Source organism: Nostoc foliaceum FACHB-393, from assembly GCF_014698505.1.
Taxonomy (GTDB): domain Bacteria; phylum Cyanobacteriota; class Cyanobacteriia; order Cyanobacteriales; family Nostocaceae; genus Nostoc; species Nostoc foliaceum_A.
Genome location: NZ_JACJTD010000041.1, coordinates 1 through 24,790, shown reverse-complemented (window position 1 = coordinate 24,790; position 24,790 = coordinate 1). Strand labels below are relative to the sequence as shown.

Genomic DNA, 24,790 nt, shown 5'->3' with positions numbered 1-24,790 from the left:
ACCTATCATTTATTGTTAATGAAAATTCTTCACGTTACTCCTTCTATTACAAAAGTTCGTGGTGGTACGAGTCAAGCTGTTTTAGATATGGTAAAGGCATTGCAAATAACTAATGTCGATACTGAAATTGCCACAACTAATGATGATGGCGATAATTTACTTGATGTTCCTCTTTGCAAACTTATTAAATATAATAATGTTCCAGTTAGATTTTTCCACCGCTTTTCACCGAATATTAAACCAGTCAGAGAATATGCGTTCAGTGGCGAGTTGACACAATGGCTTTGGCAAAATATTTCTCAGTATGAGCTTGTACATGTCCATGCTCTTTTTTCCTATGCATCAACGATCGCAATGGCCATCGCCCGTCTGAAAAATGTTCCTTACATAGTCACTACACATGGTTTACTATGTGAGTGGTCTTTACAACAAAGTACGCACAAAAAGCAAACCTACCTGAAACTTATAGAACAAGCAAATCTTGACAGCAGTCAAATAATTCACTTTACCTCCGAGAAGGAACAGCAAGAAGTATCCTTACTGGGACTGCAAAAACCTAATGTTGTCTTACCTCTGGGAATATCTTTACCAACCAAAATTGTTGATGCTCGTCAGCGTCTGCGGCAAAAGTTTAACATTCCCCCAGACGAGCCTGTGATTTTGTTTTTATCTCGGCTGCATTATAAAAAAGGTTTAGAGTATCTGATTCCGGCTTTGAGCAAACTGACTCACCACCGATTTACTTTTATACTTGCAGGCAACGGCACTCCAGATTACGAAGCTGAAATAGAATCTTTGCTGGTTTCGAGTGGATTGCGCGATCGCACCCTTGTTGTAGGATTTGTCCAAGGTGAAGCCAAAGATATATTGATGCAAGGTTCTGACCTTTTTGTTCTGACTTCTTATTCAGAAAACTTTGCTGTCTCAGTTTTAGAATCACTAGCTGTAGGCGTTCCTGTTCTCGTAACTCCTGGTGTCGCTTTAGCTTCTGTTGTCAAACAAAACCAACTAGGTTACGTTCCAGACTTAGATATAGCAGCGATCGCTGATGCTCTAGAAAGTTATTTCAGCAATCCTCAACAGGCAAAAAAAATGGGCGATCGCGCTCGTCAATTGGTTTCAGACAAATATAGCTGGAATCATATTGCCCAAGAGCTTATAGAAATATATAAGGTAATTATTCAGCCAATTAATATTCACTAAAAATAGTTTGATAGTTAATTTATTTTGATGATAAATTAATTCTGAAGCTGAACTTTTTTATCAAGGATTAAAATTACTATGCAACATACTACGAACGGGTACGAATATACCTATATAGATGGTGATTATGAACATCATCACGCATATTTACTTCCTCCAGTATTAGAGCTAATCTCTCAAACCATAACTAATCCCACACAAAAGCTGCGAGTACTAGATTTAGGCTGTGGTAGTGGTAGATTTAGTCAACAAATTGCTCAGGCAGGACATGATGTGGTAGGAGTAGAAAATTCTACATCAGGAATTATGCTTGCTCGTCAGAATATTCCTGAGTGCAAATTTATTGAGGCAAGTATCTACAATTTACCTGATGCTGAGTTAGACAAAGAATTCGATATAGTTATTGCTGCGGAAGTAATTGAACACCTGTTCTATCCCAGAGAATTACTAATATCTGCCAAAAAATGCTTAAAGCCACAAGGGCATATTATCCTCACAACTCCATTTCATGGCTATTGGAAAAATCTGGCAATGGCACTCCTTGGTAAAATGGATCAACACTTAAATCCACTCTGGGATGGAGGACATATAAAGTTTTTTTCAGTTGCAACCTTAACTAATTTATTAGAAGAAGAAGGATTTACCGATATTAACTTTAAATTTGCAGGAAGAGTGCCTTACTTTTGGAAATCAGTTTTGTGTTCTGCTGCTCTAGAAAAAAATTAACTTTATTATACCTATTGCAATGGTTTTTACATCAATAGCAGAAAATGTTACACCTCTGATCCTCACATTTAATGAAACAAACAACATTGACCGTACACTCCAAGCATTAAAATGGGCTAAAAAAATTGTAGTTATTGACAGCTACAGTACAGATGAAACTTTAAATGTTTTGTACTCCTATCCTCAAGTACAAGTCTTTCAAAGAAAATTTGATTCATTTGCTGGTCAGTGTAACTATGGTTTAGAAAAAATAGAATCTGAATGGGTACTTTCATTAGATGCTGATTACGTTTTAACTGATGTTTTGATTAATGAAATTAAATCACTGGCATCAGAATCTGATGTAGATAGTTACAGCGTTAGCTTCAAGTATTGTGTGTTTGGCAAGCCTCTGCGTGGTACTCTACTTCCACCCCGAAAAGTACTTTACAGAAAAGAAAAAGCAACTTACAAAGATGATGGACATGCTCATCGAGTTTCGATAGAGGGTAAATCTGCAATGCTCTCTAGTCATATATACCACGACGATCGCAAACCTCTGAGTCGTTGGTTATGGGCACAGGATCGCTACATGGTGATTGAAGTCAAGAAGCTATTGGATACTCCGACGAGGGAACTCAGTTGGGGCGATCGCATCCGCAAACAAAAACTTTTTGCTCCTTTGATTATCCTTTTCTACTGCCTAATTTTCAAAGGCGGGATTCTTGATGGCTGGCACGGTTGGTACTATGCATTAGAACGTGTATTAGCGGAAATTCTTCTGGCAATTCGTTTAATTGAAGCCGAGGAATTTAAAGAAAAAGCATCATGAGAAGGTTTCATTGGCTACGGAAAAAATATTTGATTTTAGCTTTAGCAAGTTTTTTCCTCTCATTACTGCTGATAATTCCTGTGCGTTTGACTATAGCTTATTACCAAGCACCCCAACCCCAAGCTATCCTCACTCTTGGTGCTTGGATAGATCGCGAACAAGTTGCTGCCGAAATTGCTCGTTGGTATCCCTCTTTGGAAGTTTGGGTTTCTTCTGGCACTCCCCCTGAAATAGCGCGACCGATTTTTGAAGCTGCTGGCATCTCAGACAGTCGTCTTCACTTAGATTATCGTGCTGTTGATACCGTGACAAACTTTACTACAATTGTCCCTGAGTTTGAGCATAAACGTATACAACATATTTATTTGATTACCTCAGATTTTCACATGCCCAGAGCCAAGGCGATCGCCATCATGATTCTTGGTAGCAGAGGTATCGCCTTTACACCAATTTCCGTACCATCAGCTCCAGATCAATCAAAAAAAGAAACTATTTCTCCTATTATTCGCGATCTAGGGCGCTCCCTACTTTGGATTGTCACAGGTCGTACAGGAACCAGTCTTCAGTCTGCTATTGATTTACTTTAGTATGCGTCTAGATTCTTACACAGTCAGTAATTATATTCCTGGCGCACCTTACTGGAAGCAACTTCTGTGGTACTTTTTAGGTTCATGGTTAGTACAAAGTCGCTTGCTTCCCATGTCAGGCTTAAAAGTTTTGCTACTTCGTACTTTTGGAGCAAAAATTGGTCAAGGTGTCCGTATCAAGCCAGGAGTTCGCATCAAATTCCCTTGGCGATTGATAGTTGGCGATTATGTATGGATTGGAGAAGATGCTTGGATTGATAACTTGGCTCTAGTCACGATTGAAAGTCATGTATGTCTATCTCAAGGCGTTTATCTCTGTACTGGTAATCATGATTGGAGCCATGCTGAATTTCAACTGATTACCGCACCTATTTATATTCAAGAGAGTAGTTGGATTGCAGCCAAGGCAGTAATTGGCCCAGGAGTTACTGTTGGTCGAGGAGCAGTGCTTACCTTAGGGGGAGTAGCTAGTAGTTCTTTAGAGCCAATGACAATTTATGTGGGTAATCCAGCTCAAGCCATAAAGCAACGGAAATTATGAGTAGAGATAGAGAGTGTTATAGATTGATATCCTGCCGCACTGCATTGGGCATAAGAAGAGGCAGGGGGAAAGACTTACTGCAACTTCCCCTGTACCCCTGATCTCCCTACTCCCCATTTTGATATTAAGGAGACAAGTTCTTAGTCGGGTTCATACCATCAGAATCTATCAGAGTCTGTTGAACCAGACCATTTACAAGTTTGACAACATAGACAGACCCTGCCTTTCTAGCGCGTAAAGTCAGAGTTCCCAGTTTGTTATCAATTTTCACCCTCACGTCGCGGTCATTACCCACATTTGCCCAAGCAGTAACTAGCCAACGGTCTTCGCCGCTAATTTTGCGTGCCAACACACGAGCAGTGGGTACGGTCACAGGTCCCCATCTACCTTGTAATTGCTGTGTCTGACCTTCGGCAGTAAACTCCATTGCTGGCAATACCTTAGTGTAACTTTGATAAGGATGCAGTTTTGGTCCTGGTAAAAGGTCGCCCTTACGCAAGTACTCTTCTAAATGTGAGAACAACGCATGGGCATGACCTTGGATTGTTAATTGCTGAATCAGTGTGGGAGTTGTCGCACCAATCGGCTTATTGTAGTTGAGCGCTTCCCATATTGGTCCGCTGCATACGAAATACCCGCCCACAGACCCGATAGCTCCTGCGGTGTAGTAAGTCTTCATCATACCCATAAAGGTATCTGGACTAGAGATTGGTTGACCTGCGTAACCTTCCCAACCCATATTTACCCAAGGATATGTTAACTTCTGTCCGAGACTGATTGCCCCAGAAATATTATTCAATGCTTGTGTCAATGCATCCCACGGCACGGCACTATTGTACTCTATACCAGTCCAGCCAGAGTTATGAAAGTTGTAATACATCTCTGGTGCTGTATAATCAGATACTATTGGATTGCGAGAAGAGTCTAGAAAATGTTCGTAATTGAACATATACCATGCCCATCCAGCCCAGCGACCACGCTCAGTACCGTATTGTTCCTGATACCATGAGTAGGTTGGTCGAGACTGCAAGTTACTAAACAACTTCTCTTTGAGTACTCCTTCCTGTCGTGCTTTGTTGCGAGATATGTAGGCGAACCAGTTATTCAAACCAGAATTATTAAAGTCAGCTTTTACTTGAGGATCTTGTCCGAACAACTGTGCGGGATCGTTGTCACCAGGAATCCAAAGCCCAGACTCACCTTGGTTCATTATCAGCTTGATAGACTGACCAGCAGTTCTCTCTAATTGACCTATTGATCTTCCGTAGTAGTCGCCGATGATTTGAAATGCCTCATTTGGTGCAGCTGGACTTACTATTGGTTGGCCACCTTTGAGAATAATCTTTCCACTGTTGTCACGCAACCAGGTGTTCGCAGGTAGTTTGGGCAGATTGGGGTGACGCCCATCGTAGTTATCAAAAAATTTATAAACTTCTCCTACCATGACTACAGGTTGGTAGCGACCAGGATTAGCTTGGGCATGTTGCGCCAAATCGGCCCTCTCTATTGGTAGTCCATACCCCCAATAGTTAGCTAATTCAATATAAGTTTCTTTCGATAGTCCACAATGCGCTTGACCCAAAGGTAATAAAGTATTGCCTTTTTTAAATACCGGTCGAGGTGCAGCTTTAAGATGATCTAGTGGAGTCGATTGTGAAGTGATGGTTTGAGCATGTAGTGGCGTATTAACAACCATACCGAGAGTCATCGCAAAGCTAAGCGCCGAAGAAATAGTCGAGCGCATTGAACGTAGATGAAGCTTTATCATTAAGTCTCCTCACACCTTACAGTAGTAATAATCTGTTTTGTTCCTTGATCAGTCAAGGGTAATTTCTCTTACTAAACATCTCCGAAAAGCTCAAAACAACTCTCTGACTACCTTAGAGCGTTTTATTTGAAAATTTAAAATTATCCCAATTATGTAAAGATAGAGATCAGCTAATCGGTATTTAAGCTGCATGCATAGACGCTTCAAAATAATCTGGCTGTTAGCGAAGAGATACACAGCAGGGCAAGTTGCAAAAGTCACACAGTATAGGCGGAGTTCGATTTATATAATCGCAGTATCGGCTCAATAATCAGGGGTAGCAGAGAAAAATAAGGCGAGCGAGGTACACCAGTGCCATAAAATATGACACATGACGCAAAAGCTTCTTCCAACTTTTATGGGGAAAATACACGCTTATGTCATTATTTGGCATGTCTACATCGCAAAACATTATGTTATTCCAAATCAGTAGATATGCTTAAATATTCAATTCGTTTATTACTCCATTATCTCAAGTATGGACAAATACCTGTATTTAGTTGATTCATCCCGCATTTATGCAACGCCAAGAACGCAAGCGATTTATGACCGTTGATACCTTGGGGTTAGTCTTGCGGGACTTGGTCACGGCGGCCAATGTAGGTGAGCGTGAATTCTGATTGGATTGTCCACTCTCGTTTACCCCCTCAAACCCCTTCCTCTAGAAGTTTGCCTAGACTTGTGTGTACACTGTAGCCTTAGCAAGGAGAGGGTTAGGTTAAAAAATGCACTTTATGCAAACGAGAACCGCTATATTTAAATTTTTAGATGATTTATAAATATTCAAAAAATACTTCAGGTACTAATTTGAATTCACCAGATTTCAAATGAGAGATATCTATCCATAATGCTCTATGTTTATGATTTTGTGATTCTGAAAAAACCAAACTTTCCAGTTGATAAAATTTTGAATCAGCAAAGTCACATTGATAAAGCTGAATGATTTCATGACCTTGCCTACCATTAAATGTAAACAGGTTCTCTATACAACCTAGATAATTAATATTCGTTAAGTCTGCCTGAATTTCCTCTTGAAACTCCCGTTGTAAAGCGTTGCGGCTGGTTTCGCCAAATTCAACACCACCGCCCAAAGCACGATAAAATCTTTCTTGTTTTACAGGATCGTAGCCTTCAGAAAGAAATATGCGTTCGCCATCCCGAATTAGCCCCAAGGCTATTACTCGAATTTCGCCTGCTTTATTCATTTTTGTAACTAATTATCGTAAATAGACTGAGGACGACTTTCACTATCCTCAATAGGCCAATCTGGATTTTCGCCACCAATGTACAATTCTTCGATGGTGACATATTCCTGACTTAGCTGGCTGAGGGCGTTGATTAAAATATCCAGAGCGATCGCATCACTGGTTCCTAAATCAAACCAACAACGTCCCCACTGGCCCTCATATTCAAACTCACCGATGTTATGCATCAGTGCTAACAAGCTTTTGTCATACCCTTGCTCATCATAATTCATGTAGCTGATATCAAGTCCAGTGTCCTGCACCTGAAGATTCTCTGCATTAAATGCACCCAATTTACCCAGATAAAACCAGGAATTGAAAACTTCTTCTACATACTGCTTTTCACGCGCAGAAGGATTTGTGCTGAATTTCAGCCAAATCCACATATCAAAAGGATTAATTTCGCGGAACTGAATCTCCATGTTGGTCTAATATCTCAATTACTCTTCTGCAAATAAGCATATCAAAGTAGGGAGTGGGGAATGGAGAATAGGGAATGGGGGCTAAGGATTATTTAGGCTAGCAGCACTGCTGCGTTCACGCTCAATTTGTTTGACTAAATCACCTGGAAGTTGGGATTTTTTAGTCAATGCTTTGTCAAAATTAGCGATCGCTTCCTTGATCATCTGCTGGCTTTTTTCTTTTTGCCCCAGTTCTTTCAGGATTTGGGCTTTGAGATAGTAAATTTCTGGATTATCGGATGTGGCTTTGATCGCCCGGTTGACATACTCTAGCGCCTGTGGGTAACGTTTTAAATCCCGGTAAGCAAGAGCAATACCCCGATCCACTAAATACTGAGGAGAAGCATTTTGTTCTAACCGTCCAATTGCCTGATCTGGGCTAGCAAAAGGCAAATTAACCGCCAACAGTAAATCCATATAACCCTTGATTAAATTCAGTTCTGGATCGTTGGCAGAAATTGCTTCGGCTTTGTCTAAATATTCATAAACTTGCCGCAACCGACTAAAGGCTTGCGGCACACCGTTGACCGTTCCTTCACGGGTGAGAACTACTGCTCCCTCTAAAAAATGACCAACAGCAGTATATAAATTACCACGCAATGGATCGCTAGAAATCAGTTTTTGTCCGGTTTCTAGAGTCTTCTGGCTGTAAGTACTTAGTTTAGCCCAATCTTGATTTCCGTATGCTAAAGATGCCTTCATGGCATAAGCTAGAGGTTCATTTGGCTCCTTGGATACTGCTTGTTCAAGATAACGCTCTGCTGCTGGATAGTTGCCCTGTTGGAAAATCGCTTTGAAAGCTGCTTCTGTTTGGTCGCCAATTTGATGAGGTTCGCTATTGCGAAATGGATCGCCAGCCAGGGAGGGACTTACCCACAGATTAAGTGCGATTGCCCAAGGGGCAACGCCAAAGGCTAACGCAGCGGCAAAAGCATTCTGAGCAAGGGTAGTGAGTCTCGCAGACACTAATAATCTAGGCAAATAAAACCTTTTAGTCATTTTAACCCTCAGAAGAATTGCGGTTGAAATAGTTGTATGTGTTACTTAGAATGCAAAAAATGGTTAATTTTAACTTGCCTATGCTTCAACCAAAATTTTCTATATAAAGGTTGACTTTGGTAATTTTTCCATGTTCCCAGGCTGGTTATAGCCAAAGTTTTAAGGGTGAGTCTGCCACAATGGAGAAAAATGTGGATGATTCTTGCTGCTAGATTCTAGATTAAGGTGTTAATCCTTTCTTTGAATTTTCCAGATGCTCTCAGTGTAGCTAATCAGTAATTTGCTGACTTTTTGGTAATCTTAACAAATGCTCTATCTCCGAAATCTAATTTATCATCCCACAGCTTGCCCAACAGCGATTCTCAAATCGATCAACTTGGAATTAGCACCCCAGCAGCTAGGTCTGATTATTGGCCCAAGTGGTTCGGGAAAAAGTACCTTACTAGAAATTTTGTCGGGACTAGCCGAACCCACTAGCGGCGCACTCTTCTGGCGGGAACAAGAACTTATAGCCGAACAGTTACAACAGTTAGCTGGGTTGGTATTTCAATTTCCAGAACGGCACTTTTGTGGTGGTTCAATTTTAGAAGAATTGCGTTTAGGACATCCTGAGTTAGGGTCAGAACGAGTTAGACAGTCTCTGACAGAGGTGGGATTAGAGCATTTATCGCTTTCTGCTGCCCCTCATGCTTTGAGTGGTGGTCAGCAACGACGTTTAGCTTTAGCAGTGCAATTGATTCGCCAGCCAAATTTACTGTTGTTGGATGAACCCACAGCTGGATTAGATTGGTCAATGCGTCGGCAACTGGTAAATTTATTAGCGAAACTGAAACAAGATTGGACGCTGTTGGTAGTGACACATGATGCTGGGGATATGTTAGCGATCGCAGACCGTTGCTGGACACTCAACCACGGTGAACTACAATCAGTAGACCCAAAGACACTAGAATCCAAAGTCAAAGAACCTCTACCATCAGTGTAAGAAAAGAACAGGGGCACAAGAGGACAAGGGGAAAAGGAGAATAATTATGCCCAATGCCTCATGACTAATGACTAATGACTAATGACTAATAACTAATGACTAACTTATTGCCTGAGATGGCAGAAATCTGGCAGCAAACTCTCAATTGGCAGCCAACTTTCCAACAGCAAGCACAATTTCAAAGGCTTTATGAGTTAATCCTAGAAGGTAATCGCCAACTAAATTTAACTCGGATCACTGACCCTCAAGAGTTTTGGGAAAAACATCTCTGGGATTCTCTACGAGGAATTGTACCCCTGTTATCAGGTAATTTATCCCCTGCTTCTCCTACTCTCATCGATATTGGTACAGGTGCGGGTTTTCCAGGTATTCCAGTGAAAATTACTGTACCTAATTGCACAATTACTCTTCTCGATTCAACTCGGAAAAAAATCACTTTTCTCGACAATATCTTAACTGAACTTTCCCTGAACAATGCCAAAACTCTTGTTGGTAGAGCAGAAGAAATCGGTCAGCACCCCCAGCATCGACTAGCTTACGATATTGCATTGATCCGTGCTGTAGGGGCAGCCTCTGTTTGTGCAGAATATTCCCTACCATTGCTCAAGCAGGGAGGTTTAGCCATAATTTATCGCGGTAATTGGACAGAGGATGAAACAACAGCTTTGCAGAATGCGGTGAAGTTGTTGGGCGGTGTGATTGAATCAATTGAACAATTTACAACGCCCCTAAGTCACAGCATTCGCCACTGTGTCTATTTGCGTAAGGTAGGTACAACACCAGTTCAGTTTCCCCGTGCTGTTGGTGTACCTACTCAAAAACCCCTTTAATTAATTCGTAATGACGCTCGAATACTCGCTAACGCTGCGCTAACGTAATTCGTAATTATAAAGGGTACAAGTGTCCACTCATTGTAATTACGAATTACTTTGACAGGAGTGGAAGATTAACTTTTTATTTTTTCTATATCTCCTTGTCCCAATCTTTAAGCTAATTTACTAGCTGCTGCAAACCGCTTGTTAATCTCATCCCAATTAACCACGTTCCACCAAGCATCTAAATAATCGGCGCGGCGATTCTGGTAATTGAGATAATATGCATGTTCCCATACGTCATTACCCAAAATAGGATATTTACCTGCACTTAAGGGACTATCTTGGTTAGCTGTAGTTGTCACTTCCAACTTGCCACCTTTGTTACGCACTAGCCAAACCCAACCACTACCAAAACGACCAGCACCAGCTTCGTTAAACTGTTTTTTGAAAGCTGCAAAAGAGCCAAAATTTTGATTAATCGCGGAGGCTATATTTCCTGTTGGTTCTCCCCCACCTTTCGGCTTCATAATTTCCCAGAACATTGAGTGGTTGACATGACCACCGCCATTATTGCGTACTGTTCTACGGATATCTTGTGGTACATTGTCAAGCCTCTGTAACAGTTCTTCAATACTTTTGCCTTTCAGTTCTGGGTGTTTTTCTAACGCCGTATTCAGGTTTTTCACATAAGTTGCATGGTGTTTATCATGATGAAACTGCATCGTTTTGGCATCGATGTGTGGTTCCAGTGCTTCGTAGGCGTAAGTTAAAGGTGGTAGTTGGATAGCCCCTGTTGTATTTGGTGTTGTATTTGGTGTTGTATTTGGTGTTGTATCGGGAGTTGCAGTGTTTCCCTGAGGAGATTTCTCTACCGATGCACAAGCATGTAATGTAAAAGCACCCGCACCTACTGTTACTAAAAACAAGAAATTGCGTCGATTAATAGTCATATAAGTTTTTGCAGCGAATCCCTTAAGTCTCTATTGCAGTTTTTATTTTCTTAGATTCTGGCTACAAAAAATTGGGAATTGGCAATTATTTTTGGCAGTTTAAGAAAGTATTTATAAAATAAAAGTAAAGACCCACCTTAGAAGTTATTTTAAAATTCAATAAGTATACTCAAAACCTCACTTCTATTGCTGTCTCGTGCTCTTGATAATCTTTTAAACCCGCATTCTCTTGTAGGTAAAGGGGTTATATCTGAGGCTTTTGATGTTTCATACAATACTTTTTAAACATCTTCTTAAAGCCAGAGTCACTCATGAGGTAAAATTCTATCCCCAGTTTTGGGATCAAACACAAACAATTTATTTAAATCGAGTTGTAGAGAAAGGCGATCGCCTGGACGCAGACGCACATCCCCGCTTACCTGAATATTCAACACTACCGCCGAACCAGGTAATCCAGCACGAATCAAAGTTTCTCTTCCCAAAGGTTCCACTAGTTTAACTTCAACCAACAACAGTCCTGAGTTTTGAGTACTGTTAGCGGTAGTGGGGCGTTCAGCCCGTTCTGAGTCGGTGTTGATTTTTATATGCTCTGGACGAATCCCCAAATCAAAGCTGTGTCCGTGACGCAAATGTAATTTTTCTTTCACAACTGCCGGAATTGTTAATAACTGTCCACTCACATCGAAACCGTTATTTTCATAGATTGCAGGCAAAATATTCATTGGCGGACTGCCTAAAAAACTTGCCACCATCTGATTAGCAGGACTTGCATAAATAGTTTGGGGATCGCCAATTTGTTGAATCCGCCCGCGATTTAGGACAACAATTTTATCAGCCAAAGTCATCGCTTCAACTTGATCGTGGGTGACGTAAATAGTTGTAATGCCTAATTCTTGATGTAGCTGTTTCAATTCTGCCCTGGTATCATCGCGCAATTGGGCATCTAAATTAGATAAAGGTTCATCAAGTAAAAACACTTGTGGTTCACGAGCGATCGCTCTCCCTAATGCTACCCGTTGTTGCTGTCCCCCAGAAAGTTGTTTGGGTTTACGATCTAGCAGGTGATCGAGAGAAAGCGATCGCGCCACATTCATCACTCGTTCTTGAATGATTTTCGAGTCAACTTTCCGCATTTGCAAGCCAAAGGCGATGTTCTGGGCCACGCTCATGTGAGGATAGAGAGCGTAGTTTTGAAACACCATCGCCACATCGCGTTGTCTGGCTGGGATATTATTCACCAAGCGATCGCCAATATAGAGTTTGCCAGATGTAGCGGTTTCTAAACCTGCGATCGTTCGCAAAATTGTAGATTTACCACAACCCGAGGGCCCAACTAAAACCCAAAACTCGCCATCAGGAATTTCAAAGGTAATATCCTCGATCGCGGTGACATTATTAAACCTACGCTTAATATCTTCTAGACGAACGTTTGCCATTATCTAATTTGAGATTGTGCATTTGGGATTGGTAGAAAACCTCCCAACTCTATGATTCCAGCAATGCGATCAACTCTTCCTTCGTCAGTTCGGCATCGCGTAGTATTTTGCGTAGTAATCCTTTACCTATTGTTTTACCAGCATGAACAGGAATAGTTACTAAGCGCCCATCTTCACGTTCCATTTGTACATGAGAGCCTTTTTGACGCACCGCCTGAAATCCTATTTTCTCAAGGGCGTTAATAATTGTTTTACCTGTTAAAACTGGTAGTTTTGGCATTAAATTACTACCTTTTGAATACCTATAAATTCTGGTATTTTTTCATCATTTGTTGTTTCTAAACAAAGTTCAATTACTTCTTTCATGTTAGCCATCAACTCATCAATTGTTTCTCCTTGACTGTAACAGGCTTGTAGCTGAGGTACTTCTCCGACATAGTAGCCATCTTCATCCCGTTCAATGATGACGTAGAATTCTCGGTTGGTGGAATTAATCATAATCTATTTGTCCGTAGGCTCAAAATCATTTTTCTGGATTCTTTGACCAAGCTGGGTGAGAAAGTAAAGAAGCAAAGACTCGTACTCCCCGGAGTTGATTAGAAAGGGGTAAGTGACCTTTAGGCGCACTCAAATCCCAGGTAAACTCGTTAGGGTATCGCGTCCAGGTATTACCTGCTTTCCAGCCAATTTTCGGCCAGAAATTCTCCCAATTTTTACCCAAACTTAACCAAATTTCTCGCTGCACTGAAAAACCAAATTTACCTTCAGAGTGGACTAACCAGAGGTTGTTAATGGTTTGCAAGTCAACAGCCGAGGTATTTTCTACCTCAGTAAAGTACAACCATTTTCGTTGTACAGCCGTTGGCCCTGATAGTTCGCACATTTTTTCGATGGTGACGCGATCGGCTGCTTGGAAGTCTTGAACAGCAAGTAGCTGTTGCAAAGAATTGTAGTTAATCCCGCACTCTGATTTTAGAGGTACAATTCCCTCAGGAAAACAAGAGCGCAAAAATTCTTTGGCTTGAGGTGCATCAGAGTTATAGAGGACTTGGTAAGCTTTGCCATCGATCCAAGTTGCTGGGTTATCACGTCGTTTCAGTAAAAATTCCATCAACACGTCTAATCCCTCATTACCCAACTCAGCTAATTGTGGGATTATCTGTTGTTGGACTTTTTCAGACCCAGCGATTAACGGTCGTCGGAGGGAGTCGATGTCATTTGCAGGGCCTGATAAAATCATTGGGTCTGTCATGCCATTCTCGTTTTAGCGGTCAGTGAAAAAGTGGTAAGCTATCTGGCTCCTCCAAGGTGAAGCATTGATAGCGAAAAGTAGTTTACTATTTTTGATCGTACAAAATTGCGATCGCTTCACTGAATCCCACACTTAATCCCCAAATAATGTACAAGGGGAATAGGGGGAAAATCTGTGCCTTATGGCTTGGTGAACAAAAGACATAGCAAAATATACAAGCCTGCCACATAAGGTTTTTTGAATAGCAGCGTATCGATTAGGAGTGTGTGAACGATGTACGAAAAGATTACCCCCCCCGCAGCCGGAGCAAAAATCACCTTCAAAAATGGTGAACCAATCGTACCGGACAATCCAATTATCCCCTTTATTCGGGGCGATGGTACAGGTATAGACATCTGGCCTGCTACCCAAAAAGTTTTAGATGCTGCGGTAGCCAAAGCATATAAGGGTCAACGTCAAATTAGCTGGTTCAAGGTTTACGCTGGCGATGAAGCTTGTGATTTATACGGGACTTATCAGTATTTACCTCAAGATACTCTAACAGCAATTGAAGAATATGGTGTAGCTATTAAAGGGCCTTTGACTACTCCCGTTGGGGGGGGAATTCGTTCTTTAAATGTGGCACTGCGGCAAATTTTTGACTTGTATGCTTGCGTGCGTCCTTGCCGTTACTATGCGGGTACGCCCTCACCCCACAAAAATCCTGAAAAACTGGATGTAATTGTTTATCGAGAGAATACGGAAGATATTTATTTAGGCATTGAGTGGCGACAAGGTAGCGAAATCGGCGATCGCTTAATTAAAATTCTCAATGAAGAATTAATCCCCGCTACCCCAGAACATGGGAAAAAACGCATTCCTCTTGATTCTGGTATTGGCATCAAACCCATCAGCAAAACTGGTTCTCAGCGTCTAGTCAGACGTGCCATCAAACACGCTTTGCTATTGCCTAAAAATAAGCAACAGGTGACTTTGGTGCATAAAGGCAACATCATGAAATACACCGAAGGCGCTTTCCGTGATTGGGGTTATGAATTAGCAACTAGTGAATTTCGCCAAGAAACTGTCACTGAACGGGAATCTTGGATTTTGAGTAACAAGGAAAAAAATCCGAATATTTCCTTGGAAGAAAACGCCCGCGAGATTGATCCTGGGTTTGATAGTCTCACCGAAGAGAAAAAAGCGCAAATTGTCAAGGAAGTTGAAACTGTTCTTAACTCAATTTGGGCAACCCACGGTGAAGGCAAATGGAAAGATAAAGTTTTGGTGAATGACCGGATTGCTGATAGTATTTTTCAACAAATCCAAACCAGACCGGATGAGTATTCGATTCTGGCGACGATGAACTTGAACGGCGATTACTTGTCTGATGCCGCCGCCGCCATTGTTGGGGGATTGGGAATGGGGCCAGGGGCAAATATTGGTGATTCCAGTGCCATATTTGAAGCCACCCACGGCACTGCACCCAAACACGCCGGCTTAGATCGGATTAATCCAGGTTCAGTGATTTTGTCTGGGGTGATGATGCTGGAATTTATGGGTTGGCAAGAAGCCGCAGACCTAATTAAGAAAGGTTTAAGCGATGCGATCGCAAATAGTCAAGTTACCTACGATTTAGCCCGGTTGCTAGAACCGCCTGTTGAACCCTTAAAATGTTCTGAATTTGCCGACGCAATTATTCAGCATTTTGGTTAATTCTATTAGGGTTAATTAGTCATAAGTCGATATTACCCCACCCTAACCCTCCCCGTATGTATTGGCTACGGTGTACACACATCTCTGTACAAAACCAAAATCGTGTAGATCCTCCTAAATCCTCCTTAAAAAGGAGGTCTTTGAGAGGTTTTTACCCCCTTTTTTAAGGGGGTTGGGGGGATCAAAAGCCTTTGGGGCAACTCTAGAAGATTTGTGTGTACACCGTAGGTATGTATTGGGGAGGGAACTGGATTTCTTGTTTCCACCCAAAACATCGGGGGGATTAAGGGGGGTAATTTGACTTTGGCATTTTATTTGCAAAAAACACCAAAATCAGAAAGCAAACTGAGGTTTGAGTAAGTCAAAGCTTATTTTGATAAAGCAAAAGCTTCTTTTACTTACAGAAAACATCAAAATGAGAAAGCAAACTGGGGTTTGAGTAAGTCAAAGCTTCTTTTACTTGCGGAAAACACCAAAATGAGAAAGCAAACTGGAGTTTGAGTAAGTCAAAGCTTCTTTTACTTGCGGAAAACACCAAAATGAGAAAGCAAACTGGGGTTTGAGTAAGTCAAAGCTTCTTTTGAGAAAGTAATTGCGGATTTTGCTTATTGAATTTAGTCCGAATATGAAGTTTAGATAAAATTATTGAAAAAATTGCTGATAAATTTTGATCCATCACATTTCAATACGGTTCGGATAAGGTTTTTTGATGACACGCCCTAGATCGCAAAGACGCGATAAATCGCCGCCTCTAAAAGAATCAGTCCTTTGTAGAGACGGCGATTTATCGCGTCTCTTGCCTTAACCAAACCGTATTGCGTCAGATTTTAAAGTAGTCAAAAAACAAAGTCCCCGGCTTTTCTAAAAAGTCGGAGATTTTTTTGGGGCATTGCCCTATAAAGTTTCCGTTATTCGGATTTAGAGTTATCAAAAACTCGGTACAAGTTCTCCATTAATTCGGATTTAACCCAACCGGTAATTGCTTTAACTGTGATTTCGCTAATTTATCAGGTGCGATCGCTCCATTCTCTGTAATGATGGCTGTAATTAACTCAGCCGGAGTTACATCAAAAGCTGGGTTATAAAAATCTACACCCGCAGGTGTGAGAATAGTATCGCCAACTTGATAGATTTCTGTTGGTTCGCGTTCTTCAATGGGAATTTGGCTGCCATCGGCTAATTCAAAATCAACGGTGGAAAGAGGTGCAGCTACAAAGAAGGGGATATTATGTGCTTTAGCTGCGATCGCTACACTATATGTACCAATTTTGTTAGCAGTATCGCCGTTAGCAGCAATGCGATCAGCACCCACAACTACAGCATGAATCAAACCTTGTTTCATGCAATGGGCTGCCATATTATCAGTAATTAATGTAACTGGAATCCCTTCTTGCACACATTCCCAAGTGGTGAGTTTTGCACCTTGCAAGCGGGGACGGGTTTCGTCAGCAAATAAACGTTCTAAACGTCCTTCTCTCCAAGCGGAACGCACAACACCCAAGGCTGTGCCATATCCAGCAGTAGCTAATGCACCAGCGTTACAGTGGGTAAGCAGCCTCAGTTTTTCTGGGGTAGACGGTAAAACAGCCAAACCATGATCACCGATCGCTTGACAGGTTTGTAAATCTTCAACGTTGATTGCTTGGGCTGTTTGGAAAAGGGTTTGCTTGATGTCTTCTACTGTTCCCAGCGTTTCGTAGGCGGCTTTAAGCATCCGGCTAATTGCCCAAAATAAATTTACCGCCGTGGGACGAGTAGAACGCAACAACTGGGCTACTTTATCTAAGTTTTGCAGAAATTCGTGGCGATCGCTTGTTTCAATTTCCCTTGCACCAAGATACATTCCATAAGCCGCAGCCACACCAATTGCTGGCGCACCTCGCACAATCATCGTTTTAATTGCCCGCGCCATATCTTCACTGCGGTGAATTTCCACAAATATATATTCGTTTGGTAAGCGGGTTTGATCAATTAGTGACACTGAGTTGTTGTGCCAAATAACGGGATAAACCTGGTTTATAGAAGGTGTCACGTCGCTTCGCTCCGAATTCAAAATTAAAAAGTCATAGGAAGGTATTGGCTATTGAGGATTGGGCATTCTCACCTTTGCTCCCCTACTTATTTCCAATCTTGGGGCTATTTGGGAAAGTAGGCAATAATCATAGCAACTTCAGGATGATTGCGAGCGATCGCTTCTGGTATCCGACCTAAAAGCGAAACTAGTTGAGTTTTCTTTTCAACAGACCCGTTTAACACTAGCAGATCGTTGGTTTTGAGTAAACGAGAAACTTGCTGCACAAAATTGCCTCGCACTTTTTGAATCGGTGTATCTTCTGGCAATCCGGTATTAGTCAAATCGATAGCTACTCCTCGTGTTGTTACAACTTGTAAAAGTTGCAGGGATGCTTTGAGTTCCGTTGCCAGACTTTTGGCTAATTGGATACTCTCTCCAAAAGAACTAGCATAAGTTTGTTGAGTGGTAAAAGCCAAAAAGACTCGTGTTGTATGCTCAATTGGCAATGGGAATCGAGTTACCAAAACAGGCACTGCACTGCGATTTACAATCTTGTCAATCACACCACCAAAGAGATTTTCCTGATAAGTAGAGTAACCTTTCCAGCCGCAGACAATCACACTGGCCTGCTTTTCTTCTGCCACACGAGCAATTCCCTTATCAATTGATTCGTCAATCCGACCAATGGGAATAACATTAGCAACCGCAGCATGGGCAATCATTTCTGCGGTTGATAGTAATTGGCTTTGTCTGGTTTTGTCCTCTAGAGGAATGGGGGAATTTTGCTCAATTAAAATGTGGAGTGGTAATAAAGTACCCGTCGCTGATTTTGCTAGGAGTATTGCCAACTTGAGCAGGTTATCTTCAGTGCTGGGGTTGGCAACTGGGACTAAAACGCGATCGCCCAGACTTCCTAGCTGATGACTTGAACTACTAGCCTCTCCTGGCTTGATTTTTTTCCCCCACCGATCTGTTACCCAAGGAGAAGCAATGCAGGTAACTAAAATCATGGCGATCGTGCCATTCACTGTTAACTGATCGACCAACTCGATTTTGTAAGCAACGGTGATTGCAGCCAGGGTAGAGGCTGCCTGAGCTACTGATAGCCCAAACATCAACATGATATTGTCAAAGTTGAATCCAAATAACTTGCCCGAACCCCATGCAGGAATGAACTTAGCGATAATGGCAACAGTTACCATGACACCAGATACTAGGAGCGATCGCGGTTCTTGAATCAGAATCAGGGGATTAACCAACATTCCCACAGAAATCAAGAAAAAGGGTACAAACAGCGTATTCCCGATAAATTGAATCCGATTCATCAAAGGGCTAAGTTGCGGAATTAGCTGGGTAATAGCAACTCCAGCTAAAAAAGCGCCAATAATTGGCTCAATTTGGATTAATTCTGCCCCATAGGAAACTACAAACAGGGTAGCTAGAACAAAGGTAAACTCTGCTCCTTCATCATGTCCAAATCGCTGAAAGAACCAGCGACCGAGACGAGGTACACCCCAGAGCGTCAGAAATGTGTAGATAATCAGTGAAGGAATCAGAAATAACCAAAACTGTAGGCTTAAACTGCCTTCATGCGCTCTCACTACCACCGCTAAAACCAAAAGTGCCAAAACATTGGTGATTAATGTGCCTCCGAGAGTGGTAGTCAATGTTTGAGAGCGCATAATTCCCAATTTACTAACAATCGGTAGTGCTAGTAGCGTATGGGAAGCAAAACAAGAAGCGACTAAGATGGCAGGTAATACACCATAGCCGATAGACATCATGGCTACAGTACCTAATACCATCGGTACGCCAAAGGTAGCTAGTCCAAATATGACTGCCTTATCAGCGTTATATTTCAGGTCATCCAAGCTAGTTTCCAGTCCTGCCATGAACATGAGAAACAGCAAACCAATTGTGCCCAAAAGCACAATTGTGTTATCCCGTGCCAATAATCCCAGTCCATTTGGGCCGACTATGACCCCCGCCAGAATTAATCCCACAATACCTGGTAGTCGGATTCTCTCAAATAGCAGGGGTGCAATCAGCATAATCCCCAAAATCATCAGAAAAACCGGTACTGGGTCTTTAATGGGTCTAGATAATACGGAAGCTAGTAAAAGATTAGTCATACTCTGCCCTAGAGTTGCGTTAACATCTGGTTCCATCTGTTAGCTTTAGCAGGGCGAAGCCCAGTGTGGGCGCTTTCAGATTTTTACTTAGAGATTTAATGGACTATTGTTTTATATAGCCATGTTGCACAATCAGCATAAACATTTCTACTCAATGTTGGAAAAAGCTGGCGACTTAACTCTATACCGCTTCTTGGTTGTGTGCAATCCACCTCTGCGTATTTGATGGCTCGGCTTTCATCATCTGGCTAATTGCCCAAAATAAATTTACCGCCCGCCGTTGGACGAGTAGAACGCAACATCTGGGCTATATATTTTATCTAAGTAAGTCGGCGTAAATAATTATTGTTGCAATAAGGCAGGGGGTAGGGAGCAGGGAGCAGGGAGAGAAAGAGTTTGAGCTTTATTTATTTTTATTTACATAGTTTGGTTTTATTGCACCTACTTACTTAAGTGTTACAAAAATCGTGGCGATCGCTAGGGCGTGTTTTTAAACTACTCGTTTAGCCTCCTATGAATGTACCTTGATAAATTAATTTTAAAAACCAAAATTCAATTAAATATTTTTAAATTTTTATTAAAACGGAATTCAGGAGTCAGGAGTCAAAATTCACAATGAATTCTGTGCGAGCAATTGGCGAAAAAAAGGGTTAAGACCCACACAAAATAATGATTTAGTAGTCTTTCCAAGTGCTAATAAGATGCTCTCTACTTTACCTGCACGTTCGCGTAAGCTTCCCGCAGGCAACGTAGAGAGGCGCAGCGCGGATGTTTACTTAATAACTTAATATTTATTTAACGAATTCCTGCTTAACTGTCTTAATTGTCCTTGCATTCTCATAAAAAAGATGAGAGGATGCTTCGCTAAAGCATTTATAAGAATAGACATATTAAATGCGTTTGCTCTAACTCCATACCAAACTCACACCTTGATAAAAAGTTGAACGAATTACTCAAAGGCTTTGAAGTAGAACTATGAAACGTCTTGTCATTTGCTGTGATGGAACTTGGCAACAATTAACAAGTCTTTACCCAAGCAATGTGGTTAAGTTAGCTCAATCCGTGAAACCGATAGCCAGTGATGGAGTTACACAGATCGTATTTTATGACGAGGGTGTTGGAACCGAGGGTCAAAAGGTTTTAGGCGGAGCTACCGGACTAGGAATCGATAGAAATATAGAAGATGGCTACCGATTTCTAAGTCTCAATTATGTTCCTGGTGACGAAATCTATATGTTCGGCTTCAGTCGCGGTGCTTACACAGTTAGAAGTCTAGCAGGGATGATCTATTGCTCCGGTCTTCTAAACCGCCCCCATATCACCAAAGCACATGATGCTTATGAGCTTTACCGTAAACGAGGTATTAAACCCAAAGATAAGGAAGCTGTGGAATACCGTCAAACTTATGGCGATCGCGTCCCGATCACCTTACTTGGTTGTTTTGATACCGTTGGTGCTCTTGGTATTCCTGGGATACCCGCCTTCAGCAAGTTGAGCGAACAGCTAAATAAGCGGTACAGATTCCATGACACTACTTTAAACAAATGTATTCAGAATGCATTACACGCGATGGCGATCGATGAAATCCGCGAAATCTTTGATGTCACCCCCATGAAAAAGCATCCTGAGGCTGAAAACCAGAAAGTAATTCAAAAGTGGTTTCCAGGTGTACATGGTTGCGTTGGCGGTGGAACCGAAGAACACAGTGGGTTATCAGATGCTGCCTTACAGTGGATGATTGATTCTATCGGTGTATTAGGATTAGGGCTTGACTTCGATACAAGTGTGATTCCAACAGGCATTAATCCCAATTATGAATGTGACTTTAAAAACAATATTGGATTCTTTAAATTGGCAGGAATCAAGTTTCGTGATGTCAGCGATGTTATTGAAGACCTTCATGAAAGCGCAATCTACCGTTTAAAAAGTCGCAAGGACTATCGACCCAAAAATCTACAAAAGATTATTTCCAAACTGAAATAACCTGGACCAATTTGGGTAATTAAAGCAGAAAAATTTTGGGTGTATTAAGAATTGCAAATAAAGAAGGTAAAAATAATTATGACTGGAAAAAGAGATACATCCAAAGACGGGTTAGGTAACAAACTTCAAACATTAGTTTTAACAAACTTTAAATCGATTTGGAAACTTCTGCAAAGTAACAAATCCGTTGCACGAAAAGTTAATAAAAATTTACTTAATAGTCTCATCTATAAAATTCCGACTCGTCCTAATCCCTATAGTATGATGACTCTAGATGAGTATATTCCTGATACTACAATTCCTAAGAAAACTGATACTTATACTTCCTGGGAATCACTCAACGATCGCACTTATACAGGACGACATCTACCACCAGATCCCAAGTTAAACGCTGAGGGGAATCTACCCAAAGTTGAAGACCTAGCTATTCTCTTCCGTAAAAGAGATGGTAAAACCATTTATTCTAGTAAATCAACCATGCTGTTTCCCTATTGGGTACAGTGGTTTACAGATAGCTTTCTTCGCCTTGACCACTACAATAAACTCAAAAATACTTCCAACCATGAAATTGATTTGTGTAATGTTTATGGTTTAACCAGAAAACAAACACATCTTTTAAGAACCTTTCAAGGAGGTAAACTAAAGACTCAAAAACTCAAACGCCAAGATGGTGTAGAGGAAGAATACCCCTTATTTTATTATGCTGATGCAGCACAGGATCAAGTTAAGCCTGAATTTGACGGACTTTATCAGCCACTTAATGATGAAAAAAGACAGCCCGTAGATAAAAAGCAATATATGTTTGCTATGGGAGTAGAAAGAGCAAATGTGCAAATTGGCTATGTAATGCTCAATACTTTATGTCTTCGGGAACATAATCGTCTTTGTGATGAATTAGCAAGCAATTATCCAGATTGGGATGATGAACGCCTATTCCAAACATCGAGAAATATTCTCATGGCGATTATTCTGAAAATCATTATGGAGGAGTACATTAACCACATAACTCCTTATCACTTTAAGTTGTTTGCTGATCCTGAAGCTTTTACAAAAGAAAGTTGGCATCGTCCCAATTTTATGGCAATTGAGTTTGACTTTGTTTATCGCTGGCATAGTGCGATTCCAGAAACCTTTAAATATAACGGTAAACCAACCCATATTGCTGCATCTCTTTGGAACAATAAAATGTTTATTGACAAAGGTTTAGGGGCATTGATGGAAGAAACTTGTTCTCAAGCAGGTACAAAAATTGGTTTATTTAACACCCCTGATATATTGGTTGAGTTAACTGAATTACCCTCAATCAGGCTGGGACGACAACTACAATTAGCAAGCTACAACGATTATCGTGAAATGTGTGGTTTTCCCAGAGTGACTACATTTGAACAAGTTACCGGCGATGAATTTGCTCAAAAGAAACTCAAAGAATTATATGGTCATGTTGATAATATTGAGTTTTTTGTAGGGCTTTACGCCGAGGATGGACGAAAAAATTCAACTATCCCTCCTCTAGTAGCACGCTTAATTGGAATTGATGCTTTTTCTCAAGCACTAACTAATCCTTTACTATCACCCAATATCTTCAATAAAGAGACTTTTTCTCCTGTGGGCTGGGAGATTCTTCAGAATACCAACACAGTCTCAGATTTAGTTAATCGTAATGTTCCTCCATCAGACAAAAAGTACAAAGTTACTTTTGACCTTTAAGAGATTTTAATATCGTATCTTGTAGGGTAAGTTATAGCAAATTTTAACGTACCCTACAAATAACGATGCAGCTAAAAATAAACTCAATTGATTAGTTAATCCTATCTTTTCAAAAATGAAGCTATTTACCGAATATCCAGAAAAAGACGAAGCTAAATATTGCGCTCTCATGAGTGAGCTAGTCAAAAAGAATATGGAAAATCTTTACGGAGGTAAGAAGAAAAAAACTGCAAAGAGAGATACTCACGCTAAAACCCATGCTGCTGTTCAAGGAACTTTAGAAATCTTTGATTTTGATGAAGTAGCAATTAAGCAGGAATTGAGCGAACGCACCTCATTAACTGAAGCTCAATTTAGAGCTATTTCCCTAAAACAAGGTTTATTTGCAAAACCGAAACAATATCCGGTTTGGCTACGATTTGCAAGTGGTGCGTTTTCAGTAAAGAATGATTATGAAGGAGATACGCGTTCCATGTCCGTAAAAGTGATGGAGGTAGAAGGAGAACGACTATCGCAAAGTCACGAGTTAAAAACCCAAGATATTATTGTCCACAATACCGAACTCTTTTTTGTTAGAAACATTAAAGACTTCTACAGCTTTTTTTTGGCGGTTTATCGAGCAGGGCTGTTTCCGCTTTTTAAGCTGTTAGTACTTTTATGGCTAAAGTTGCATCCCTACGAATCCACTCTTTTACAAACCAGTTTCAAACGGTTTCCCAAGAGTTTGCTCACAGAACGTTATTGGAGTGCTTCAGCGTATTCTTTGGGACTCAAATCTGATTTTGACCCATCCCAACCAGGTCGAATTCCTGTGGAATATCCGGTTGTGATTAAATATGCATTTACTCCAGTTTCCAGTCAACCACCTCATCAACAACTTCCTCTTGAATCTAGACCAGAAAGTGAGCTTCAGCGTGCCAAGGCCTCAGGTTCAGAGGACAACTACTACCGAGAGGATATCATTCAAGCTTTAGCAAAGCCTGATGCTGAATATAGTTGGGACTTTCAAATTCAATTTCAAACTAGCCCAGAAATGTCCATTGATGATAGCACCATTGTTTGGAATGAAGAGGAATCACCCTTCATTACAGTTGGTCGCCTAACAGTTAAGCATCAGAAGGTTAATTCTGCCAAAGAAGATGACTTTGGAGAAAATCTTAGTTTTTCTCCTGGAAATGGTCTAGCAGTCCATCGTCCTGTCGGTGCGATCAATCGGTTACGCAACATTGTTTATCCTATCGTTGCTAATGACCGTCATCAAAAACGAGGAGTCAAATACCAGGAACCAACTGTTTGACTTTTCGCAATAATTATTAACTAACCTGAGTTCGGGTTAAACATATGAAGGTAAAAGCCACTCAAGTTGAAGGCTAGGTTTTTTAGGCTGATGACAATAAGCGATTAAACCGCACAGAACATTAACGCAAAAATTGACTGGGCTGCGA

At 41.1% G+C, this 24,790-nt stretch carries 22 protein-coding genes and 2 pseudogenes; 12 read left to right on the top strand and 12 right to left on the bottom strand.

Going from position 1 to position 24,790, the window contains the following annotated elements; genetic code table 11:
- The first annotated feature begins 18 nt into the window (after positions 1–18).
- From H6G92_RS26370 to H6G92_RS26350, 5 genes are all read left to right on the top strand, one after another.
- Positions 19–1,203: a glycosyltransferase gene (locus tag H6G92_RS26370; RefSeq protein ID WP_190897363.1), complete on the top strand. Its 1,185-nt coding sequence runs from the start codon at positions 19–21 to the stop codon at positions 1,201–1,203.
- Between the two features lie 78 nt (positions 1,204–1,281).
- Positions 1,282–1,929: a class I SAM-dependent methyltransferase gene (locus tag H6G92_RS26365; protein WP_190897361.1), complete on the top strand. Its 648-nt coding sequence runs from the start codon at positions 1,282–1,284 to the stop codon at positions 1,927–1,929.
- A gap of 19 nt (positions 1,930–1,948) precedes the next feature.
- On the top strand, positions 1,949–2,740 hold the full coding sequence (locus tag H6G92_RS26360) for a glycosyltransferase family 2 protein (RefSeq protein ID WP_190897359.1): 792 nt from the start codon (positions 1,949–1,951) through the stop codon (positions 2,738–2,740).
- Positions 2,737–3,327 (top strand): YdcF family protein, encoded by a 591-nt coding sequence (locus H6G92_RS26355; RefSeq protein WP_190897357.1) that lies wholly within the window; start codon positions 2,737–2,739, stop codon positions 3,325–3,327. Before H6G92_RS26360 ends, H6G92_RS26355 begins: the two co-directional genes overlap by 4 nt.
- A gap of 1 nt (position 3,328) precedes the next feature.
- The gene (locus H6G92_RS26350; RefSeq protein ID WP_190897355.1) at positions 3,329–3,868 is read left to right on the top strand and encodes a WcaF family extracellular polysaccharide biosynthesis acetyltransferase; all 540 of its coding nucleotides are present in this window, start codon (positions 3,329–3,331) and stop codon (positions 3,866–3,868) included.
- 124 nt (positions 3,869–3,992) lie between these two features.
- On the opposite strand, the gene H6G92_RS26345 is transcribed toward H6G92_RS26350, so the two are convergent.
- Entirely contained in the window at positions 3,993–5,636 is a 1,644-nt protein-coding gene (locus H6G92_RS26345; protein ID WP_190897353.1) for a hypothetical protein, read from the bottom strand.
- Positions 5,637–6,035: 399 nt separating this feature from the next.
- Between H6G92_RS26345 and H6G92_RS26340 the strand changes: the two are divergent.
- A pseudogene (locus tag H6G92_RS26340) lies at positions 6,036–6,179 on the top strand (IS1 family transposase); the annotation flags it as partial.
- Positions 6,180–6,448: 269 nt separating this feature from the next.
- Here H6G92_RS26340 and H6G92_RS26335 read toward each other — a convergent pair.
- From H6G92_RS26335 to H6G92_RS26325, 3 genes are all read right to left on the bottom strand, one after another.
- Positions 6,449–6,880, bottom strand: coding sequence for an NUDIX hydrolase (locus H6G92_RS26335; protein ID WP_190897351.1), 432 nt, complete (start codon positions 6,878–6,880; stop codon positions 6,449–6,451).
- An 8-nt stretch (positions 6,881–6,888) separates the two neighbouring features.
- On the bottom strand, positions 6,889–7,341 hold the full coding sequence (locus H6G92_RS26330) for a DUF3531 family protein (RefSeq protein WP_190897349.1): 453 nt from the start codon (positions 7,339–7,341) through the stop codon (positions 6,889–6,891).
- Between the two features lie 81 nt (positions 7,342–7,422).
- On the bottom strand, positions 7,423–8,379 hold the full coding sequence (locus H6G92_RS26325; RefSeq protein WP_190897347.1) for a Sll0314/Alr1548 family TPR repeat-containing protein: 957 nt from the start codon (positions 8,377–8,379) through the stop codon (positions 7,423–7,425).
- Between the two features lie 307 nt (positions 8,380–8,686).
- Between H6G92_RS26325 and H6G92_RS26320 the strand changes: the two genes are divergently transcribed.
- Together H6G92_RS26320 and rsmG are read left to right on the top strand one after the other, a co-directional pair.
- Positions 8,687–9,361: an ABC transporter ATP-binding protein gene (locus H6G92_RS26320; protein ID WP_190897345.1), complete on the top strand. Its 675-nt coding sequence runs from the start codon at positions 8,687–8,689 to the stop codon at positions 9,359–9,361.
- Positions 9,362–9,456: 95 nt separating this feature from the next.
- A complete protein-coding gene (gene rsmG / locus H6G92_RS26315; protein ID WP_190897343.1) occupies positions 9,457–10,191 on the top strand; it encodes a 16S rRNA (guanine(527)-N(7))-methyltransferase RsmG in 735 nt (244 codons plus the stop codon).
- A 155-nt stretch (positions 10,192–10,346) separates the two neighbouring features.
- Here rsmG and H6G92_RS26310 read toward each other — a convergent pair whose 3' ends face one another.
- The 5 genes from H6G92_RS26310 to H6G92_RS26290 all read right to left on the bottom strand — a co-directional run bounded on the left by H6G92_RS26310 (position 10,347) and on the right by H6G92_RS26290 (position 13,814).
- Positions 10,347–11,126 (bottom strand): superoxide dismutase, encoded by a 780-nt coding sequence (locus tag H6G92_RS26310; RefSeq protein WP_190897341.1) that lies wholly within the window; start codon positions 11,124–11,126, stop codon positions 10,347–10,349.
- Positions 11,127–11,431: 305 nt separating this feature from the next.
- Complete coding sequence (locus H6G92_RS26305; RefSeq protein ID WP_190897339.1) at positions 11,432–12,562, bottom strand: ABC transporter ATP-binding protein; 1,131 nt, start codon at positions 12,560–12,562, stop codon at positions 11,432–11,434.
- Positions 12,563–12,611: 49 nt separating this feature from the next.
- Complete coding sequence (locus tag H6G92_RS26300; RefSeq protein WP_190897337.1) at positions 12,612–12,842, bottom strand: type II toxin-antitoxin system HicA family toxin; 231 nt, start codon at positions 12,840–12,842, stop codon at positions 12,612–12,614.
- Positions 12,842–13,060, bottom strand: a complete 219-nt coding sequence (locus H6G92_RS26295) for a type II toxin-antitoxin system HicB family antitoxin (protein WP_190897335.1) — start codon at positions 13,058–13,060, stop codon at positions 12,842–12,844. Before H6G92_RS26295 ends, H6G92_RS26300 begins: the two co-directional genes overlap by 1 nt.
- A gap of 25 nt (positions 13,061–13,085) precedes the next feature.
- On the bottom strand, positions 13,086–13,814 hold the full coding sequence (locus H6G92_RS26290) for a GUN4 domain-containing protein (protein WP_190897333.1): 729 nt from the start codon (positions 13,812–13,814) through the stop codon (positions 13,086–13,088).
- Positions 13,815–14,087: 273 nt separating this feature from the next.
- On the opposite strand from H6G92_RS26290, the gene H6G92_RS26285 reads away from it, so the two are divergent.
- Positions 14,088–15,509 carry an NADP-dependent isocitrate dehydrogenase gene (locus tag H6G92_RS26285; RefSeq protein ID WP_190897332.1) on the top strand — a complete coding sequence of 474 codons (1,422 nt, stop codon included), beginning with the start codon at positions 14,088–14,090 and terminating at the stop codon, positions 15,507–15,509.
- 952 nt (positions 15,510–16,461) lie between these two features.
- Here the strand turns inward: H6G92_RS26285 and mtnA are convergent.
- Both mtnA and H6G92_RS26275 read right to left on the bottom strand, forming a co-directional pair.
- Positions 16,462–17,541 carry an S-methyl-5-thioribose-1-phosphate isomerase gene (mtnA, locus tag H6G92_RS26280; RefSeq protein WP_190897330.1) on the bottom strand — a complete coding sequence of 360 codons (1,080 nt, stop codon included), beginning with the start codon at positions 17,539–17,541 and terminating at the stop codon, positions 16,462–16,464.
- 104 nt (positions 17,542–17,645) lie between these two features.
- Positions 17,646–19,655 carry a cation:proton antiporter gene (locus tag H6G92_RS26275; protein WP_242059313.1) on the bottom strand — a complete coding sequence of 670 codons (2,010 nt, stop codon included), beginning with the start codon at positions 19,653–19,655 and terminating at the stop codon, positions 17,646–17,648.
- A gap of 975 nt (positions 19,656–20,630) precedes the next feature.
- On the opposite strand from H6G92_RS26275, the gene H6G92_RS26270 reads away from it, so the two are divergent.
- The 3 genes from H6G92_RS26270 (at position 20,631) to H6G92_RS26260 (ending at position 24,642) form a co-directional block, all read left to right on the top strand.
- Entirely contained in the window at positions 20,631–21,638 is a 1,008-nt protein-coding gene (locus H6G92_RS26270; RefSeq protein ID WP_190897326.1) for a DUF2235 domain-containing protein, read from the top strand.
- 78 nt (positions 21,639–21,716) lie between these two features.
- On the top strand, positions 21,717–23,345 hold the full coding sequence (locus tag H6G92_RS26265) for a peroxidase family protein (RefSeq protein ID WP_190897324.1): 1,629 nt from the start codon (positions 21,717–21,719) through the stop codon (positions 23,343–23,345).
- A 115-nt stretch (positions 23,346–23,460) separates the two neighbouring features.
- A complete protein-coding gene (locus H6G92_RS26260) occupies positions 23,461–24,642 on the top strand; it encodes a catalase (RefSeq protein WP_190897322.1) in 1,182 nt (393 codons plus the stop codon).
- Between the two features lie 36 nt (positions 24,643–24,678).
- Here H6G92_RS26260 and H6G92_RS41380 read toward each other — a convergent pair.
- Positions 24,679–24,790, bottom strand: a pseudogene (locus tag H6G92_RS41380) (IS982 family transposase); the annotation flags it as partial.

Coding starts and splice junctions, on each gene's coding strand:
- H6G92_RS26370 (WP_190897363.1), top strand. CDS start 19: ATGAAAATTCTTCACGTTACTCCTTCTATTACAAAAGTTCGTGGTGGT.
- H6G92_RS26365 (WP_190897361.1), top strand. CDS start 1,282: ATGCAACATACTACGAACGGGTACGAATATACCTATATAGATGGTGAT.
- H6G92_RS26360 (WP_190897359.1), top strand. CDS start 1,949: ATGGTTTTTACATCAATAGCAGAAAATGTTACACCTCTGATCCTCACA.
- H6G92_RS26355 (WP_190897357.1), top strand. CDS start 2,737: ATGAGAAGGTTTCATTGGCTACGGAAAAAATATTTGATTTTAGCTTTA.
- H6G92_RS26350 (WP_190897355.1), top strand. CDS start 3,329: ATGCGTCTAGATTCTTACACAGTCAGTAATTATATTCCTGGCGCACCT.
- H6G92_RS26345 (WP_190897353.1), bottom strand. CDS start 5,636: ATGATAAAGCTTCATCTACGTTCAATGCGCTCGACTATTTCTTCGGCG.
- H6G92_RS26335 (WP_190897351.1), bottom strand. CDS start 6,880: ATGAATAAAGCAGGCGAAATTCGAGTAATAGCCTTGGGGCTAATTCGG.
- H6G92_RS26330 (WP_190897349.1), bottom strand. CDS start 7,341: ATGGAGATTCAGTTCCGCGAAATTAATCCTTTTGATATGTGGATTTGG.
- H6G92_RS26325 (WP_190897347.1), bottom strand. CDS start 8,379: ATGACTAAAAGGTTTTATTTGCCTAGATTATTAGTGTCTGCGAGACTC.
- H6G92_RS26320 (WP_190897345.1), top strand. CDS start 8,687: ATGCTCTATCTCCGAAATCTAATTTATCATCCCACAGCTTGCCCAACA.
- rsmG (WP_190897343.1), top strand. CDS start 9,457: ATGACTAACTTATTGCCTGAGATGGCAGAAATCTGGCAGCAAACTCTC.
- H6G92_RS26310 (WP_190897341.1), bottom strand. CDS start 11,126: ATGACTATTAATCGACGCAATTTCTTGTTTTTAGTAACAGTAGGTGCG.
- H6G92_RS26305 (WP_190897339.1), bottom strand. CDS start 12,562: ATGGCAAACGTTCGTCTAGAAGATATTAAGCGTAGGTTTAATAATGTC.
- H6G92_RS26300 (WP_190897337.1), bottom strand. CDS start 12,842: ATGCCAAAACTACCAGTTTTAACAGGTAAAACAATTATTAACGCCCTT.
- H6G92_RS26295 (WP_190897335.1), bottom strand. CDS start 13,060: ATGATTAATTCCACCAACCGAGAATTCTACGTCATCATTGAACGGGAT.
- H6G92_RS26290 (WP_190897333.1), bottom strand. CDS start 13,814: ATGACAGACCCAATGATTTTATCAGGCCCTGCAAATGACATCGACTCC.
- H6G92_RS26285 (WP_190897332.1), top strand. CDS start 14,088: ATGTACGAAAAGATTACCCCCCCCGCAGCCGGAGCAAAAATCACCTTC.
- H6G92_RS26275 (WP_242059313.1), bottom strand. CDS start 19,655: ATGACTAATCTTTTACTAGCTTCCGTATTATCTAGACCCATTAAAGAC.
- H6G92_RS26270 (WP_190897326.1), top strand. CDS start 20,631: ATGAAACGTCTTGTCATTTGCTGTGATGGAACTTGGCAACAATTAACA.
- H6G92_RS26265 (WP_190897324.1), top strand. CDS start 21,717: ATGACTGGAAAAAGAGATACATCCAAAGACGGGTTAGGTAACAAACTT.
- H6G92_RS26260 (WP_190897322.1), top strand. CDS start 23,461: ATGAAGCTATTTACCGAATATCCAGAAAAAGACGAAGCTAAATATTGC.